18 protein-coding genes are annotated in these 14,863 nt (G+C 68.5%); 10 read left to right on the forward strand and 8 right to left on the reverse strand.

Translation table 11 applies throughout. The features are described 5' to 3' along the window. Nucleotides 1–4: 4 nt before the first annotated feature. The 8 genes from aroE (at nt 5) to AB3X08_RS01990 (ending at nt 8,762) form a co-directional block, all read left to right on the forward strand. On the forward strand, nt 5–853 hold the full coding sequence (gene aroE / locus AB3X08_RS01955; protein ID WP_369935874.1) for a shikimate dehydrogenase: 849 nt from the start codon (nt 5–7) through the stop codon (nt 851–853). Between the two features lie 29 nt (nt 854–882). After that, complete coding sequence (locus AB3X08_RS01960; RefSeq protein ID WP_369935875.1) at nt 883–1,212, forward strand: hypothetical protein; 330 nt, start codon at nt 883–885, stop codon at nt 1,210–1,212. A gap of 132 nt (nt 1,213–1,344) precedes the next feature. Continuing rightward, entirely contained in the window at nt 1,345–1,686 is a 342-nt protein-coding gene (locus AB3X08_RS01965) for a hypothetical protein (RefSeq protein WP_369935877.1), read from the forward strand. Nucleotides 1,687–1,743: 57 nt separating this feature from the next. Beyond that, nucleotides 1,744–2,097 (forward strand): hypothetical protein, encoded by a 354-nt coding sequence (locus tag AB3X08_RS01970; RefSeq protein ID WP_369935879.1) that lies wholly within the window; start codon nt 1,744–1,746, stop codon nt 2,095–2,097. A gap of 57 nt (nt 2,098–2,154) precedes the next feature. Further along, on the forward strand, nt 2,155–4,284 hold the full coding sequence (dinG, locus tag AB3X08_RS01975; protein ID WP_369935881.1) for an ATP-dependent DNA helicase DinG: 2,130 nt from the start codon (nt 2,155–2,157) through the stop codon (nt 4,282–4,284). Between the two features lie 220 nt (nt 4,285–4,504). Beyond that, entirely contained in the window at nt 4,505–6,028 is a 1,524-nt protein-coding gene (gene katB / locus AB3X08_RS01980; protein ID WP_369935883.1) for a catalase KatB, read from the forward strand. A 71-nt stretch (nt 6,029–6,099) separates the two neighbouring features. After that, a complete protein-coding gene (locus AB3X08_RS01985) occupies nt 6,100–6,645 on the forward strand; it encodes an ankyrin repeat domain-containing protein (protein ID WP_369935885.1) in 546 nt (181 codons plus the stop codon). 536 nt (nt 6,646–7,181) lie between these two features. Continuing rightward, complete coding sequence (locus AB3X08_RS01990; protein ID WP_369935886.1) at nt 7,182–8,762, forward strand: SDR family NAD(P)-dependent oxidoreductase; 1,581 nt, start codon at nt 7,182–7,184, stop codon at nt 8,760–8,762. A gap of 51 nt (nt 8,763–8,813) precedes the next feature. Here AB3X08_RS01990 and AB3X08_RS01995 read toward each other — a convergent pair whose 3' ends face one another. From AB3X08_RS01995 to AB3X08_RS02005, 3 genes are all read right to left on the reverse strand, one after another. Next, nucleotides 8,814–9,119, reverse strand: coding sequence for a hypothetical protein (locus AB3X08_RS01995; protein WP_369935888.1), 306 nt, complete (start codon nt 9,117–9,119; stop codon nt 8,814–8,816). 7 nt (nt 9,120–9,126) lie between these two features. Next, nucleotides 9,127–9,552, reverse strand: coding sequence for a hypothetical protein (locus AB3X08_RS02000; RefSeq protein ID WP_369935890.1), 426 nt, complete (start codon nt 9,550–9,552; stop codon nt 9,127–9,129). Nucleotides 9,553–9,692: 140 nt separating this feature from the next. Further along, nucleotides 9,693–9,920 (reverse strand): hypothetical protein, encoded by a 228-nt coding sequence (locus AB3X08_RS02005; RefSeq protein ID WP_369935891.1) that lies wholly within the window; start codon nt 9,918–9,920, stop codon nt 9,693–9,695. A gap of 108 nt (nt 9,921–10,028) precedes the next feature. Between AB3X08_RS02005 and AB3X08_RS02010 the strand changes: the two genes are divergently transcribed. After that, a complete protein-coding gene (locus tag AB3X08_RS02010; protein ID WP_369935892.1) occupies nt 10,029–10,466 on the forward strand; it encodes a TfoX/Sxy family protein in 438 nt (145 codons plus the stop codon). A gap of 36 nt (nt 10,467–10,502) precedes the next feature. Here the strand turns inward: AB3X08_RS02010 and AB3X08_RS02015 are convergent, their stop codons facing one another. Continuing rightward, complete coding sequence (locus tag AB3X08_RS02015; protein ID WP_369935893.1) at nt 10,503–10,970, reverse strand: metallophosphoesterase family protein; 468 nt, start codon at nt 10,968–10,970, stop codon at nt 10,503–10,505. 105 nt (nt 10,971–11,075) lie between these two features. On the opposite strand from AB3X08_RS02015, the gene AB3X08_RS02020 reads away from it, so the two are divergent. Next, the gene (locus AB3X08_RS02020) at nt 11,076–11,420 is read left to right on the forward strand and encodes a hypothetical protein (protein ID WP_369935895.1); all 345 of its coding nucleotides are present in this window, start codon (nt 11,076–11,078) and stop codon (nt 11,418–11,420) included. Nucleotides 11,421–11,579: 159 nt separating this feature from the next. Here the strand turns inward: AB3X08_RS02020 and acpA are convergent, their stop codons facing one another. The 4 genes from acpA to AB3X08_RS02040 all read right to left on the reverse strand — a co-directional run bounded on the left by acpA (nt 11,580) and on the right by AB3X08_RS02040 (nt 14,861). Further along, entirely contained in the window at nt 11,580–13,280 is a 1,701-nt protein-coding gene (acpA, locus tag AB3X08_RS02025; RefSeq protein WP_369935897.1) for an acid phosphatase, read from the reverse strand. 209 nt (nt 13,281–13,489) lie between these two features. Then, nucleotides 13,490–13,768, reverse strand: a complete 279-nt coding sequence (locus AB3X08_RS02030) for a hypothetical protein (protein WP_369935898.1) — start codon at nt 13,766–13,768, stop codon at nt 13,490–13,492. 261 nt (nt 13,769–14,029) lie between these two features. Next, a complete protein-coding gene (locus AB3X08_RS02035; protein ID WP_369935900.1) occupies nt 14,030–14,317 on the reverse strand; it encodes a hypothetical protein in 288 nt (95 codons plus the stop codon). 55 nt (nt 14,318–14,372) lie between these two features. Next, on the reverse strand, nt 14,373–14,861 hold the full coding sequence (locus AB3X08_RS02040) for a YcxB family protein (RefSeq protein ID WP_369935902.1): 489 nt from the start codon (nt 14,859–14,861) through the stop codon (nt 14,373–14,375). Nucleotides 14,862–14,863: the final 2 nt, after the last annotated feature.

Raw genomic sequence — 14,863 nt, forward strand, 5'->3', positions numbered from 1 at the left:
TTCCATGCCCACATCCCGCTATGCCGTGTTCGGCCATCCCGTCACCCATTCGCTGTCGCCGCGCATCCATGCCGACTTCGCCAAGCAGACCGGCATCGCCCTGCGCTACGACGCGATCGACGCCATGCCGGACGGCTTTGCGGCGGCCCTGGCGGCGTTTGCCGCGGAAGGCGGCGTGGGCGCCAACGTGACCCTGCCGTTGAAGGAAGCCGCGTATGCGCTGAGCGTGGTCCACAGCGAGCGTGCGCAACGCGCCGGGGCGGTCAACACGCTCAGCTTCCGCGACGGGCAGTGGCACGGCGACAACACCGACGGCGCCGGCCTGGTGCGCGATCTGACCGGCCGCAACGGCCTGGACCTGCGCGGCCGCCGCGCGCTGCTGCTCGGCGCCGGCGGCGCCGCGCGCGGCGTGGCGCCGGCGCTGCTGGAGGCCGGCGTGCAGCAGTTGCTGATCGTCAACCGTTCGCCCGAGCGCGCCGATGCGCTGGTCGATGCGCTGGGCGATCCGGCGCGCGCCATCTCCCGCTACTGGGAAGACCTGCGCGAGCAGGGCGACTTCGAATTGATCGTCAACGCCACCGCCGCCGGTCGCGACGACACGGCGGGGGTCTCGCTGCCGCTGTCGCTGGTCAACAGCATGACCCTGGCGGTGGACCTGAACTACGGCGAGGTCGCGATCCCGTTCCTGGCCTGGGCGCGTGCGGCCAATTGCCGCGATACCGTCGATGGCCTGGGCATGCTGGTCGAACAGGCGGCCGAGAGCTTCGAACGCTGGCACGGCGTGCGCCCGGACACCGATCCGGTGTATGCCGCGCTGCGCGCGCGCGACGCGGTGCTGGTCAGCGCCGACTGAGCGTCGCTTCTCCAACACGGACTACTCGCATGCAAGATGGACTCTTAGGGCAACTGTTGTCGACGGTGCTTTTCCAGCTGCCCGTCTTCCTGGTCTACGTGATCGGCATGGGGCTGATGGTCACGCGCCGTGCCGGCCGCCCGCGCACCCTGGGCCTGTGGGGCCTGGGGCTGCTGTTGCTGGTGGTCGTCGTCGGCACCGCGCTGTCGCTGTTGCCCATGTGGCTGTTTGCGCAGGGCGCCAGCTTCAGCCAGTACGCGACCATGTTCGGGCTGCTGCGCGGGCTCACCGCGATGATGTCCGCGGCAGGCGTGCTGTTGATGGTGCTCGCGCTGCGGTTCGCCTTGCCGCCGCGCTAGCCTGCGCCGCGGCGGTGGCCCGGCCCATGCGGGTCCGGCCGCCACCGCGTTGCGCGCGGGCGCCCCGATGCTGGCGGCAATGCCGTCCCAACCCGCGCTTCGGCGCGTCTTTCTACCGCGACGGAGATTGCCATGGACCCCGGAATCCTGACCTCGATGTTGACCACGGTGGCGTTCCAGCTGCCGATCCTGATCGTCCTCGTCGTCGGCCTGGCGCTGGTGGCCACGCGCCGCCGCGCTCGTGCGCGCACGCTGGCCCTGTGGGGATTGAGCCTGCTGCTGTTCGGCGGGGTGTGCGGGACGCTGACGTCGCTGCTGCCGATGTGGGCCGCCTCGCATCAGGCGAATCTGCAGAACTACTCGGTGTTGCTGGGTGCCGCGTACTCGGTACTGACTCTGCTGCATGCGGTGGCGATGCTGCTGGTGGTGCTGGCGCTGCGCCTGGCGTTGCCGCGCAATTCGCCTGCTCCATGACGGTGGCCCGCTGCCGCTACGCTGCCGTGGACGCCTGCGGTGGTCGGGACGATCGCGATGCACGTTGAACAGTTCATGGATTTCTCGTTGCTGGCCGGCAGCATCGGCCTAGCCGCCAGGCTAGGCATCCTGGTGCTCGGCTTCCTGCTGCTATGGCGCTGCGCACCCGGCCGCCCGCGCAGCCTGTTGCAGTGGGGACTGGTGCTGCTGCTGGCGCACGTGCTGCTGCCGCGCCTGCTGGGAGGGATGGTGGGCGTGTGGCAGCTGGCGTCCCCGTCTCCCGGCATCGTGCTGTGGGTGCAACCGGCGATCCGGCTGCTGCAGGACCTGCTGTTCGCGATCGGCCTGGCGTTGCTGCTGCAGGCGCTGTGGTTAAGCTTGCCGCGCAAGCGCGGGATGGCGCAGGACTGAGCGGCGCAACGCATGCGCGGTCGCGGCGACTGCGACCAGACGTGAGAAAATGCCGCGATGAACGATGACGCCCCAGCGGCCGCGCCCCGCGCCGCCGACACGCCCCAGCGCCAGCTGACCGAGCCGCTGAAGCTGGCGATCCGCGACGCCTACACCAAGCTGCAGGCCAACACGCCGGGCTTCAAGGTGCGCCGTGCGCAGAGCCAGATGATCGGCGTGGTGTCGCGCGCGCTGGGCACCAGCGGCGGCGTCGGCGTGGCCGAGGCGCCGACCGGCGTCGGCAAGAGTCTGGGCTATCTCACCGCCGGGGTGCCGATCGCGCTGGCCAGCAAGAAGAAACTGGTGATCAGCACCGGCACCGTGGCGCTGCAATCGCAATTGGTGGAACGCGACATTCCCGCGTTCCTCAAGGCCACCGGCATCGAGGCGACGGTGGCGCTGGCCAAGGGCCGCACCCGCTATCTGTGCGCGCGCAACGTCGCCGAGCTGCACGGCGAAGCCGCGCAGGACAGCATGTTCGAGGACGAGGCGCCGCTGTACGACCGTCCGCTGAGCCCGGCCGAGGCCGAGCAGGCGCGCGCCCTGGCCAAGGCCTACGCCGACAAGACCTGGAACGGCGACCTGGATGCGGCGCCGGAGCCGATCCCGGCATCGCTGCGCGCGCGCATCACCACCAACGCCGCCGGCTGCGCCGGGCGCCGCTGCTCGTTCGCGGTGCAGTGCCCGGTACTGAAGGCGCGCAGCGATGTGCGCGAGGCGCAGATCGTGGTCACCAACCATGCGCTGCTGCTGTCGGCGCTGGCGCTGGGCGACAGCGACAACGGCCAGCCGTTGATCGCGCCGCCATCGGACATGCTGCTGGTGCTCGACGAAGGCCACCACATCGCCGGCGTCGCCATCGACCAGGGCGCGGCCAATCTGGCGCTGGACGACATGGCGCGGCGCACCGGCCGCCTGCAGGCGCTGGTCGGCGCCGCCTACCGGCTGGCCGACAAGGACACCATCGGCAACCAGTTGCCGAACGAGGCGATCGAACTGGCAACCCAGGTCAGCAAGGGGCTGAAAGCCTTCCGCGCCGAGATCGAACGCGCCTGGGTGCCGGATCCGGGCCAGGAAGAACCGATGTGGCGCGCGCCCAATGGACGCCTGCCCGAAGACTGGAAACCCTTCATCGACGCGCAGGCGCAGGACACCGCCGCGCTGCTCAACTGGGTGCAGGCCGCGCATCAGCTGGTGGCCAAGTCCAAGCAGGAAGACGCGGCCAAGGAACGCCTGCAGCGCAGCCTGGGCATGGCCCTGGAGATGGTCGAGCAGCAATACGCGCTGTGGCTGGGCTGGCGCCGCGAGGACCAGGACGGGCAGGCGCCGATGGCGCGCTGGATCACCCTGTCGCGCGATGCCGATCTGGTCTGCCATTGCTCGCCGGTATCGGCCGCGCAGGTGTTGCGCGCGCTGCTGTGGAGCGAAGTGGACTCGGCGGTGCTGACCTCGGCCACGCTGACCGGCGGCGGCGATTTCCAGTCGCTGGCGATCGACAACGGCCTGCCCATGCACGCGGAGATGGTGTCGCTGTCTTCGCCGTTCGATTTGCCCAACCAGGCCGAGCTGATCGTGCCGAAATTCCCGGTGGCGCCGGACGATCGCGAAGGCCATCCGCGCGAGGTCGCGCGCTATCTGGTCAGGGAACTGGACTGGGGCAAGGGCTCGATCGTGCTGTTCACCTCGCGCTGGAAGATGCTCAAGGTCGCCGACCTGTTGCCGATCGCGCAGCGCAACCGCGTGCTGGTGCAGGGCGAGGGTTCCAAGTCGCAGATGATCGGCGAGCACATGCGCCGCATCGGCGCCGGCGAAGGCTCGGTGCTGTTCGGCCTGAATTCCTTCGGCGAGGGCCTGGACCTGCCCGGCGAGGCCTGCACCACCGTGGTCATCACCCAGGTGCCGTTCGCGGTGCCGACCGATCCGCAGACCGCCACGCTCGGCGAGTGGTTCGAAAGCCGCGGTCTCAACGCCTTCAACCTGATCGCGGTGCCGCACGCGCTGCGCACGCTGACCCAGTTCGCCGGACGCCTGATCCGCAGTTCCAGCGACCACGGCCGGGTCATCATTCTCGATTCGCGCCTGCTCACCAAGCGCTACGGCAAGCGCATCATCGATGCGCTGCCGCCGTTCAAGCGGGTGATCGGCTAAGGCGGCGCTGTCTACATTTCGATGTCGATCGCCTGCGTATCGCGGCGCGTGTGCGAAGCGCCCATGGCACGAAGTGCAAAGCGCAACGCACATCTGTCAGGACCGCAATCACAGCGGCAGGCAAGGCATCCATCGCGCCTATCGCAGTCATAGCAACTAACGAATTCTCAGCCTGCAGCGTCACAGCGATGATTCAGCTCCCTCAACACGAGCTGACGCCATGCGCCCTGCAACCCTGTTGGTGCTCGCCCTGCTGTCGCAGACCCTGATCGCCCCCGCCGGGTTCGCGCAGACCACGCTCACCCGCGACAACGGTGCGCCGGTCGGCGACAACCAGAACTCGCAGACCGCCGGCGCCAACGGCCCGACCCTGCTGCAGGACGTGCAGCTGATCCAGAAGCTGCAGCGCTTCGACCGCGAGCGCATCCCCGAGCGCGTGGTGCATGCGCGCGGCACCGGCGTGCATGGCGAGTTCACCGCCAGCGCCGACATCTCCGACCTGACCAAGGCCAAGGTGTTCACTGCCGGCACGAAGACCCCGGTCTTCGTGCGCTTCTCCTCGGTGGTGCACGGCAATCATTCGCCGGAGACGCTGCGCGATCCGCACGGCTTCGCCACCAAGTTCTACACCAGCGAAGGCAACTGGGACCTGGTCGGCAACAACTTCCCGACCTTCTTCATCCGCGATGCGATCAAGTTCCCGGACATGGTGCACGCGTTCAAGCCCGATCCGCGCACCAACCTGGATGACGACGCGCGCCGCTTCGATTTCTTCTCGCACGTGCCCGAAGCCACGCGCACGCTGACCCTGCTGTACTCCAACGAAGGCACGCCGGCCGGCTACCGTTTCATGGACGGCAACGGCGTGCACGCCTACAAGCTGGTCAACGCGCAGGGCGAGGTGCACTACGTCAAGTTCCATTGGAAATCGCTGCAGGGCCTGAAGAACCTGGATCCGAAGCAGGTGGCGCAGGTGCAGGGCAAGGACTACAGCCACCTGACCAACGATCTGGTCGGCGCGATCAAGCAGGGCGACTATCCGAAGTGGGATCTGTACATCCAGGTGCTGAAGCCGGAAGACCTGGCCAAGTTCGACTTCGACCCGCTGGATGCGACCAAGATCTGGCCGGACGTGCCCGAGCGCAAGATCGGGCAGATGGTGCTCAACAGGAACGTGGACAATTTCTTCCAGGAGACCGAGCAGGTGGCGATGGCGCCGGCCAATCTGGTGCCGGGCATCGAGCCGTCCGAAGACCGCCTGCTGCAGGGGCGCATCTTCTCCTATGCCGATACCCAGCTGTACCGCGTCGGCACCAATGGCCTGAGCCTGCCGGTGAACCGGCCGCTGGCGGCGGTCAACAACGGCAACCAGGATGGGACGATGAATTACGGCGCCACGTCCAGCGGCGTCAACTACGAGCCGAGCCGGCTCAACCCGCGCCCGCAGGATCCGAACGCGCGCTACAGCCAGTTGCCGTTGTCGGGCACCACGCAGCAGGCGAAGATCGTCCGCGAACAGAACTTCAAGCAGGCGGGCGAGTTGTTCCGCAGCTACAGCAAGAAGGAACAGCAGGACCTGATCCAGAGCTTCGGCGAATCGCTGGCCGGCACCGACGACGCCAGCAAGCACATCATGCTCTCGTTCCTGTACAAGGCCGATCCGGCCTACGGCAGTGGCGTCGCCCGTGTCGCCAAGGGCGACCTGGCGCGAGTCAAGCAGCTGGCCGCGCAACTGCAGGATTGACCGTTCACCGCGCAGCGCGGCGGCGCCTCCCCCACGCCGCGCTGCGCCTCCTTTTTTGCCGGAGACCGAGCATGCGTCGCTTCCTTCTTCTCGTCCTGAGCCTGGTCGCCGTTTCGGCCACTGCCGCACCGGCTGCCGCCGACCCGGCCAAGATCCAGGCGCAACTGCGCGACTACTTCTTCGATGCCGCGCGCGAAGGGCGGCAGGACATGCTGGCCGAATTCATCCAGGCGCACTACGACCTCAATACCCGCGACGACAAGGGCTATACCGCGCTGATCCTGGCCGCCTACCACGGCCAGCAGCCGGCGGTGGAGCAATTGCTGCGCGCCGGGGCCGATCCGTGCGCGCAGGACAAGCGCGGCAACACCGCGCTGATGGGCGCGATCTTCAAGGGCGAACTGGCGATCGCCAGGCGGCTGATGCAGGCCGACTGCGCGCCCGACCAGCGCAACAACGCCGGCCAGACCGCGGCGATGTACGCGGCGCTGTTCCAGCGCGCCGAAGTGCTGAAGGAACTCGCCGCCAAGGGCGCCGACCTGCAGGCCAGGGACGCGCAAGGCAACGACGTGGCCAAGCTGCAGCGCGGCGAATTCGCACAGGCGCCGGCGCGCTGAGCCAGCCGCAGGAAGCGCGGTGCCCCGGCATGGATCGCCACGAGCCATCGCCCGGCTTCGCCGCTGCAAGATCTCGTTTGAGATGTCGGCCAAGGCGAGGCGGGGCAGGGCGCCCTGCTGGCCGATAGCGCCGGCCGGCACCGAATGCAACGAAAGCCGACCAGGACGCACGGCCGCCAGCGTTGCCGCACCGCGGTGTGCACCCACCTGTCCAGCGGCACGCGCATCGGTGGCGGCGATGGGACGCAAGGTCGAGATGCCCGCCGATGGAGCGCGAACGTGCGTGCCGGCAAGGTGACGCCCGCGCCTGTTTTCAAGGAAATGCACGCGTCGCCGCATGGTTCAGCGGCGACATGGCGCCCAAGCCACAGGATCGGCGAAAATACCCGACCTGCCGGCCCGTGACGGCTCCCTTCAACACATTGCGCGCTGCGCCGCCCTTCGCTGCGATACCGGGCACGGCCATCGCTGTCATCGCTGTCATCGCTGTCGGCCGCCGCCGCGCTGTCGTGCCTTCGCTTCTTCCTGGATCCGTCTTGAACACCACCGCCTCGCCCCCTGCCACCGACGACCTGCCCCTGACCGAGCGCCTGCGCGTCGCCCTGGACCTGCTCGAAGCCATCGATGCCGACCGCAGCGTGCTCGACGCGCTGCCCGAGGCCGACCGCGTGCGCCTGCATCAGGTCGTCGCCAAGGTCTACCACCCCGAGCCCAAGGCGCGCCGGCAACTGCTCAAGCAGCAGGCGCGCGAACGCCATCAGGAAAAGGTGCGCAAGGCCGAAGCGTTGCTCGAGCAGACCGGCATCCGCGCGCTGCGGCGCAAGCCGGTGTTCAGCACGCCGAACTACTTCCCGCCGCATGCCGCCGGCCTGCACGACGGCCGCAATGCCGCTGCCGAGGAACCCGCGGCGGCGCACTCGCCGGAGCTGCGCCACTGCTACGTGTGCAAGCAGAAGTTCACCCAGTTGCACCACTTCTACGACCAGATGTGCCCGGCCTGCGCCGAGCTGAACTACTTCAAGCGCACCGAGACCGCCGACCTGCGCGGGCGTGTGGCGCTGCTGACCGGCGGCCGGGTCAAGATCGGCTACCAGGCCGGGTTGAAGCTGCTGCGCGCCGGCGCCGAGCTGATCGTGACCACGCGCTTCCCGCGCGATTCGGCTTCGCGTTACGCGCAGGAACCGGATTTCGCCGAGTGGGGCCACCGCCTGCAGGTGTTCGGCCTGGACCTGCGCCACACGCCCAGTGTCGAAGCGTTCTGCAGCCAGCTGCTGGCCACGCGCGAGCGGCTGGACTTCATCGTCAACAACGCCTGCCAGACCGTGCGCCGGCCGCCGCAGTTCTACGCGCACATGATGGCCGGCGAGACCGCCGCGCTGCACGAACTGCCCGAGCACGTGCGCCGCCTGGTCGGCCACTACGAAGGCCTGCGCAGCCCGGAGCTGCTGCCGGCGGCGTCGGCGACCACGCTGTCGGTGGGCCAGGGCCACGGCATCAGCGGTGCCGACGGCCTGACCCGCGCCGCCGAGCTGTCGCAGGTGCCGTTGCTGGCCGACGAACTGCTCGGCCAGCAGCACCTGTTTCCCGAAGGCCGGCTGGACCAGGACCTGCAGCAGGTGGACCTGCGCGGGCGCAACTCGTGGCGGCTGCTGATGGCCGAAGTGCCGTCGGTGGAATTGCTGGAGACGCAGCTGGTCAATGCCATCGCCCCGTTCATCATCAACGCGCGGCTCAAGCCGCTGATGCTGCGCACGCCCGAGCGCGACAAGCACATCGTCAACGTGTCGGCGATGGAGGGGCAGTTCTACCGCAACTTCAAGACCACCCGGCATCCGCACACCAATATGGCCAAGGCCGCGTTGAACATGATGACCCGGACTTCGGCGGCCGATTACCAGAACGACGGCATCCACATGAACAGCGTGGACACCGGCTGGGTCACCGACGAGGATCCGGCCGAGATCGCCGCGCGCAAGGTGCAGGAAGAACGCTTCCATCCGCCGTTGGACATCGTCGACGGCGCCGCGCGCATCGTCGACCCGATCATCCACGGCTTCAACACCGGCGAGCACGTGTGGGGACAGTTCCTGAAGGACTACGCGCCGACGGATTGGTGAGCGGCGGCGTGGCCCTGCGTCACCCGCGCGCTTTGGAAACCGGTGCGGACATCAGTCCGGCCGGCGCAGCCGGTTGGCCTTGAAGCGGTTCGCAAGCGAAGAACCCAGATCAAGCAGCCGGCCGGCCATCCACCCCAGGCCGAGAAACCATAGGCAAACCGGCCATACCAGCAAGGCGATGGCGAGCGTCAACAGTTGGAGGTCGAACGCCGTCATCGTGCCGGCCACATAGCAATCGCCGTGCGGCGGACAGCCCAGCTCGGCGTACAGGCGCTCGATCCTGTCGGAGAGCGCCAACGGCACATAGGCGAGCGCAAGCCACCACAGGGATTGGATGATCCGCCGCAGGATCGCCATATCCGCCTCAGCTGGAGCGGTCGGAGGCGGCGGTGGCGCTGCCTTGGGCGCTTTCGCGCCCCCAGAATTCCACCATGATGGTCATCAAGGTCCACACGATCAGCGTGGGTTGCACCTTGTCGGGCAGCAGATCGTGGCCCCTGAGCATGATGTCGATCATCTTCGGCAGGGTCAGCGCCAGCAGCAGCGTGTAGATCGCGTACGCGACCCGGTGCCGGCTGCTGGAGATGAACAGAATGGAGATGACCGTGCTGGCGAGGATGCCCAGCACGATGCCGAACCGCCAGCCGTCGAGCCGTTCCGTGCCGGTGAGGACCAGGCCCAGCACGGCGCCGAAGAACGTGTTGATGCCGCTCAGATTCGCCTCGTATTCGCCCTTGGACATCTTTCCAAGGCCGGCCTTGCCGAACAGACCGCCGAACTTCTTCCACATGAGACATCCCCTTGTCTGCTACGACGTATGTCGTCTATTTTCCCTTGCACCGTGCGTTCGACGATGCCTGCGCCCCCGCGCCGCATCGGCCATGTTCCCCTTCCCGGACCATGGCGGCCTGCCCTGCGTGCAGCCCAACTTTAGCGGAGATTGGCGATGACCAGCGCACGACCGCTGCACGGACCGCCGCAGGCGCCGCGGGACCAGCGCTGCCATTTGCGCCCGGGCATCCTCGGCGCCGCAATGCAATGCGCATCGTCGAGCGGATCATCTATCGCCGCAAAGCCAGGGAGTAAGTGCAGAGCAGTTGCCGAGGACGACACACGGAAGGACGGCAGGCGCGCATCGCCATCGCGCAGCGCGGTCATGATCGCGCCGCGCAACGCGTCCTCCGGCCGTACCGGTGCCGCGGCGGCGCCGATCCGTGCATGGCAGACGGCCCCTGCCGGCGTCGGCGTGGCGAAGGATGCCTGCGCATGTATGGCCCACTGCGGCGCCGGCGCTTGCGCTTTGCGGCCGCGGTGCAGAATCCGGCATCGACCCAAGCGCAGAGCGATGCCATGGCCTCCGACGCCAGCTATGTGGATTACGTTATGGAGCAGGCGGCGCTCGGCGCTGCGCTGACCTGCAAGAAGATGTTCGGCGAATACGCGCTGTACCTGGACGGCAAGGTGGTAGCGTTCGTCTGCGACAACCAGGTCTTCGTCAAGCCGACCGCCGCCGGGCGCGCGCTGCTCGACGAGGTGATCGAACAGGCACCGTATCCGGGCGGCAAGCCGCACTACCTGATCGACGAAGGGTTGGAGGACCGGAGCCTGTTGCAGCGGCTGTTGCGCGCCACGGCCCAGGCATTGCCCGCCCCCAAACCGGCCAAGGCCGGCAAGCGCGCGAGCCCGCCGCCGACGCCGCGTTAGATCGCGTGGCGTCTCCCGGAATCCTGTAGCGCCGCTTCAGGTCAGCGCGTGCAGCTCGCCGCGGACGCCGCCCGCCTGCAGATGCAGATAGCCCACCCCGATCGGCAGGCTGAAACGGCGCGGTCCGGCGCTGCCGGGATTGACGTACAACACGCCGTCGCGGGTCTGCAACAGCGGTTTGTGCGAATGCCCGCTGACCACCACGTCCACGGAGGCGGAATCGCGCGCCAGCGTCTTCAGATCGTGCAGCACGTGCACACGGATGCCCGCGATGTCGATGTCCAGGGTGTCGGGCAGCGCCTGCGCCCACGGTGCGGTATCGATGTTGCCGCGGATCGCGTGCAGCGGCGCGATGGCGCGCAGCGCATCGAGGATCTCCGGCTTGCCGATGTCGCCGGCATGCACGATGGCGACGCAACCGCGCATCGCCGCCAGCGCCTGTGGCCGCAACAGGCTGTGGGTGTCGGAGATCAGGCCGATTCGCAGCGGTGGGACGGAAGGCATCGGAAAGTTCTGGCAACGGGATGGAGTGCTAGCCTAACCCCCACGTTCGCAAGGCCGTGTGCCGGTCCACGCGGACGGCTTCCTTCACCCTGTCGCGAGAACCACATGTCGTCTGCAGCGCTTCATCGGGAACCGGCGGCCTACGTGGAAACGGCCGACGCCGCCGCGATCCGGGTCCGCGCGATGCGTGGCGAACATGATGCCGCGCTGCGTACGCTGGGTTTCGCCGCTACCGGCGAGGCCGGCGTCTATGCCATGGCGGTGCGCGACGATGCGGAAAAGGCCGAGGCGTTCCACGCGCTGCGCGAACTGGGCCTGGCCTTTGCCGCCGGAAGGGAATGGTGCCCGGCAGAGGTCTTCGGCTATCTGCGCGACAAAGGACTGCTGAGCGGGCCGTTCCTGCGCATCGCCTGGACCCAGCCTGGCCGCTACCGATTGCAGGAGGCGTAATCGCGCGCCACGCGGACCGCCGCCAACGCATAGGGCCGCAGCAGGCTGGGAGATCATGCCGATCCCCAACGGCGGGACGGATGGCATCGGCGGCCTGTCGGGGGAGACGATAGCCAGCTGCGCCGGCGGCCACCGTTCTTCCCTGGCTTCGACTCCGGCTCAGCCGAAGTGCAGCGCGGCGGTCAGGTCGCCCGGCACCACGCTGCTGGCGGCCTGCATCGCACGTTCCCGTTCGGCCAGGCCCGGCAGCGTCTCCAGCCCGAAGCGGCGGGTGATGAAGCGCAGGATCGAGCCGGTGTCGTAGACGCTGTGGTCGACGTGCCCGCGCTTGGCGTGCGGCGACACCACCAGCGCCGGGATGCGCGAGCCCGGCCCCCAGCGATCGGCCTTGGGCGGGGCCACGTGGTCCCACCAGCCGCCGTTCTCGTCGAAGGTGATGAACACGACGGTCTTGTCCCACAGCGGGCCGTTACGCAGCGCGTCCACCACCATGGCGATGTGACGATCGCCGGCGGCCACGTCGGAATAGCCGGCGTGCATGTTGAGGTTGCCCTGCGGCTTGTAGAACGCCACCGGCGGCAGCGTGCCGGCCTGCACGTCGGCGATGAAGCGGTTGTCCGGGGCACTGTCGCCCAGCCCGCCATCGCGCAGGCGTCGCGCGCGCGCGGCCGTGCCAGGAGCGAGATTGGCGAAATAGTTCAGCGGCTGGTGGTGGATCTGGAAATTGGGGCTGGTCGGAAACTCGGCGGTGTCGCCGGTATCGCCCTTGCCCTGCACCGCCAGGCCCCAGCCGCCGGCATACCACGCCCAGTCCACGCCCTTGGCATCGAGCGCGTCGCCGATGTGGCGGTGGGTCTGCGCTGGCAGGACATCGGGGCTATCGGGGGCGGCGTAGTCGGGTCGCGCCGGGTCCTGGCTGGTGCTGGGCTGGAACGGCGGACTCAGGGTGTTGACCGCCCAGAAGTCCGGGGTCAGCGCGCCGTTGCGCACGAAGCGCGGCTTGCCGTTGAGCGCGGTGTCCGGCGAGTCTTCCTGCACGGCCAGGCGGATCTCGTCGTGCCGGTCGCTGGCCATGGCGCTGATCTGCAGCCGCGCCGGACTGGTGTCCGCATGCGGGTAGTACGGCGCCTGCGCGGCGACCAGGTATTGGTGGTTGAGGAACGAGCCGCCGAACGCGCCCATGAAGAAGTTGTCGCACAGCGTGTACTCGCGGGCCAGGCTCCACAGCCGCAACGTGGCTGGGGCGTCGGCGTAATGGCCCATCACCAGTCCGCCAGCATCGCTCCAGGCGGCGAAGCCGTCGTTGCGGCCGCCGTTGATCTGCATCTGGTTCTCGTAGAAGCGGTGCACCAGATCGCGGGTCACCACGCCGTGCGGCAGCGGTTTGCCGTCGGCCGTGCGCAGCGGGAACGGCGCATTGGGCAGCGGGCCGATCGCGTCTTCGCCGATCTTGTAGCGGCGGTGGTCCACCACCTGCTCGTCCGGCGCCAGCCCGCCCCAGATCGGCGGCAGGATGTCGAGCACGCTGCCGTCGCGATCGACCTGCCGCGCCTGCGCCGGCGTCACCGCCGACAGTGGCCGCTGCAGTCCGGGGAACTCCGGGAACAGATTGTTGAAGCTGCGGTTCTCGGCGTAGATCACCACCACGTGGTCGATCTTCTCGCGCAGTTGCCGGTCCAGAGCGCTGGCCGACAGCGGACTGCGCGGCGCGCGTTTGGCCGCTTCGGCGATGGCGTCGGCGGGACCGATGGCGAGCGCGCCGCCGGCCAGCGCCAGGCCGCCTAGCAGGCGCCGACGCTGTGGGTTTTCGGGGGTGGCATCGGTGTCGGCGGACGCAGGGTCCTGAGGCGGCTTCTTCACGTGGTCATGGGCATCGGGGGAAAGACGTCGGCCAGTGTGGGCCGCGCAAATGACAAGTCAAAGCCGGCGGGACGGCAGCCCGGCGCGGCGTTCAGCGGCCGTATCGCAGCCGACGCCGATGCCGCCGGATCAGGAGGGACCAAAAGCCCCTCTCCCTCCGGGAGAGGGGTTGGGGTGAGGGTACGGCGCGCGCGGTCGGCAGCGTCCGCTCAGCGGCGCCGCGTGGCGACGCCGAGCACGTGTTCGCACAGCTCGGCGTAGCGCCCCGAGTCGTCGCGCGCCGCCGCGCCGCTCTCGATGGCCTGGCCGAGCCGCATGTGCCCGACGCGTACAGCCAGCTCGCTCAGTTGCGCCTGAAAACCGCGCTGCATGGCCGCGATCTGCTTCGCATCGTGCCCAAGCCAGGCATACCCCTTGTCGTTGTACATCGCCGCGCCGTGTAGCACTTCGGCCAGAGCGTACGACGGGTCCTGCTGATCGGTCGGCATCGTGGCGTTCCTGGCGGGTCGCCTGATCGCCGCCGTGTCCGGGTGCGATCCGACAGAATGAGGGCGCCGATCAGCCGATCCAGTCGGTTCGGCGGCGGAGGTTTCCCGCAAGACCTTGCGTTGCGGGCAGCGCCTCATGCGAGCGGTCGACGGTATGGCCAAGATTACGCCGGCAGCGATCGGAACGCAGGCGGGAACCTGCCAACCGACGCGGCGTCGCCATGCTGCAGTGCCCGATCGCAGGGGCATCTGCCGCGTAGCCTAGGCGCCATTGAGCGGCTCGTGGCGCGCCCATGCGTGCTCGAATTCGGCGCGATCGATGCGAAACGGCTCGAACTCGTCCGCATCGAGCGGCGCATCACTGAGGCCGCCATACGCATCCTCGAGCCGGCCGCGGTGGTAGAACAGCACCTGGCCGGCGTCATAGATTTCGATCTGCCGGCTCGGCCAGAAGGCATCGTCGGTTTCGAAGAACCACCAGGAGTGACCCCACGCGTCGTAGCGATCGGCGCGGGACGCGTTCCAACGGCGTTTGTAGTAATGAGGCATGGAGTAGGCCAACCCACGTGTGCGTCGGCCACGAGCGGCCGCGACCGCATCTGCGTCAGGAAACCTTGCCCCCCGCAGCCAGGACCCGGGTGCGGATGAATTCCGCGGCCTCCGGGGTGAGGTCGGCGAGAGGCAAGGTGACGAACTGCGACTTCGAAAGCAGCAACAGCCAACAGGCGTCGAATCGCCATACCTCCGAGACGGCCGCCCAGGGCATGGTCGCGGTGCCGGCACCGGAGGAAAGCGACAGCGAGGTTTCGGACGCCTCTAGCGTGCCGAGAGGAGCGCCCATTGCGTCGAGCCTGCGCAGCGCATTGCGATAATGGGTGGCGTAGAGCGCTAAGGGAAAGGCAATGCCGAGCGCCAGTACGGTGGCCAGGACGCCGACCAACCAGGAGGCATTGCCGATGCGAACGAGGAAGATAAGCGGCCCCGCCACCAGCGCCAGGGCGACCACGTAGCGCAGGCCGAGCACGCGCCAGCAGTAGCTCGCCACGGCCTGCCGGATCAGCGTCCTGTCGTAGCTCAGCGTGGCGCGATGCATCG

Origin of the sequence: Xanthomonas sp. DAR 34887, assembly GCF_041245805.1 — a bacterium.
GTDB classification, from domain to species: domain Bacteria; phylum Pseudomonadota; class Gammaproteobacteria; order Xanthomonadales; family Xanthomonadaceae; genus Xanthomonas_A; species Xanthomonas_A tesorieronis.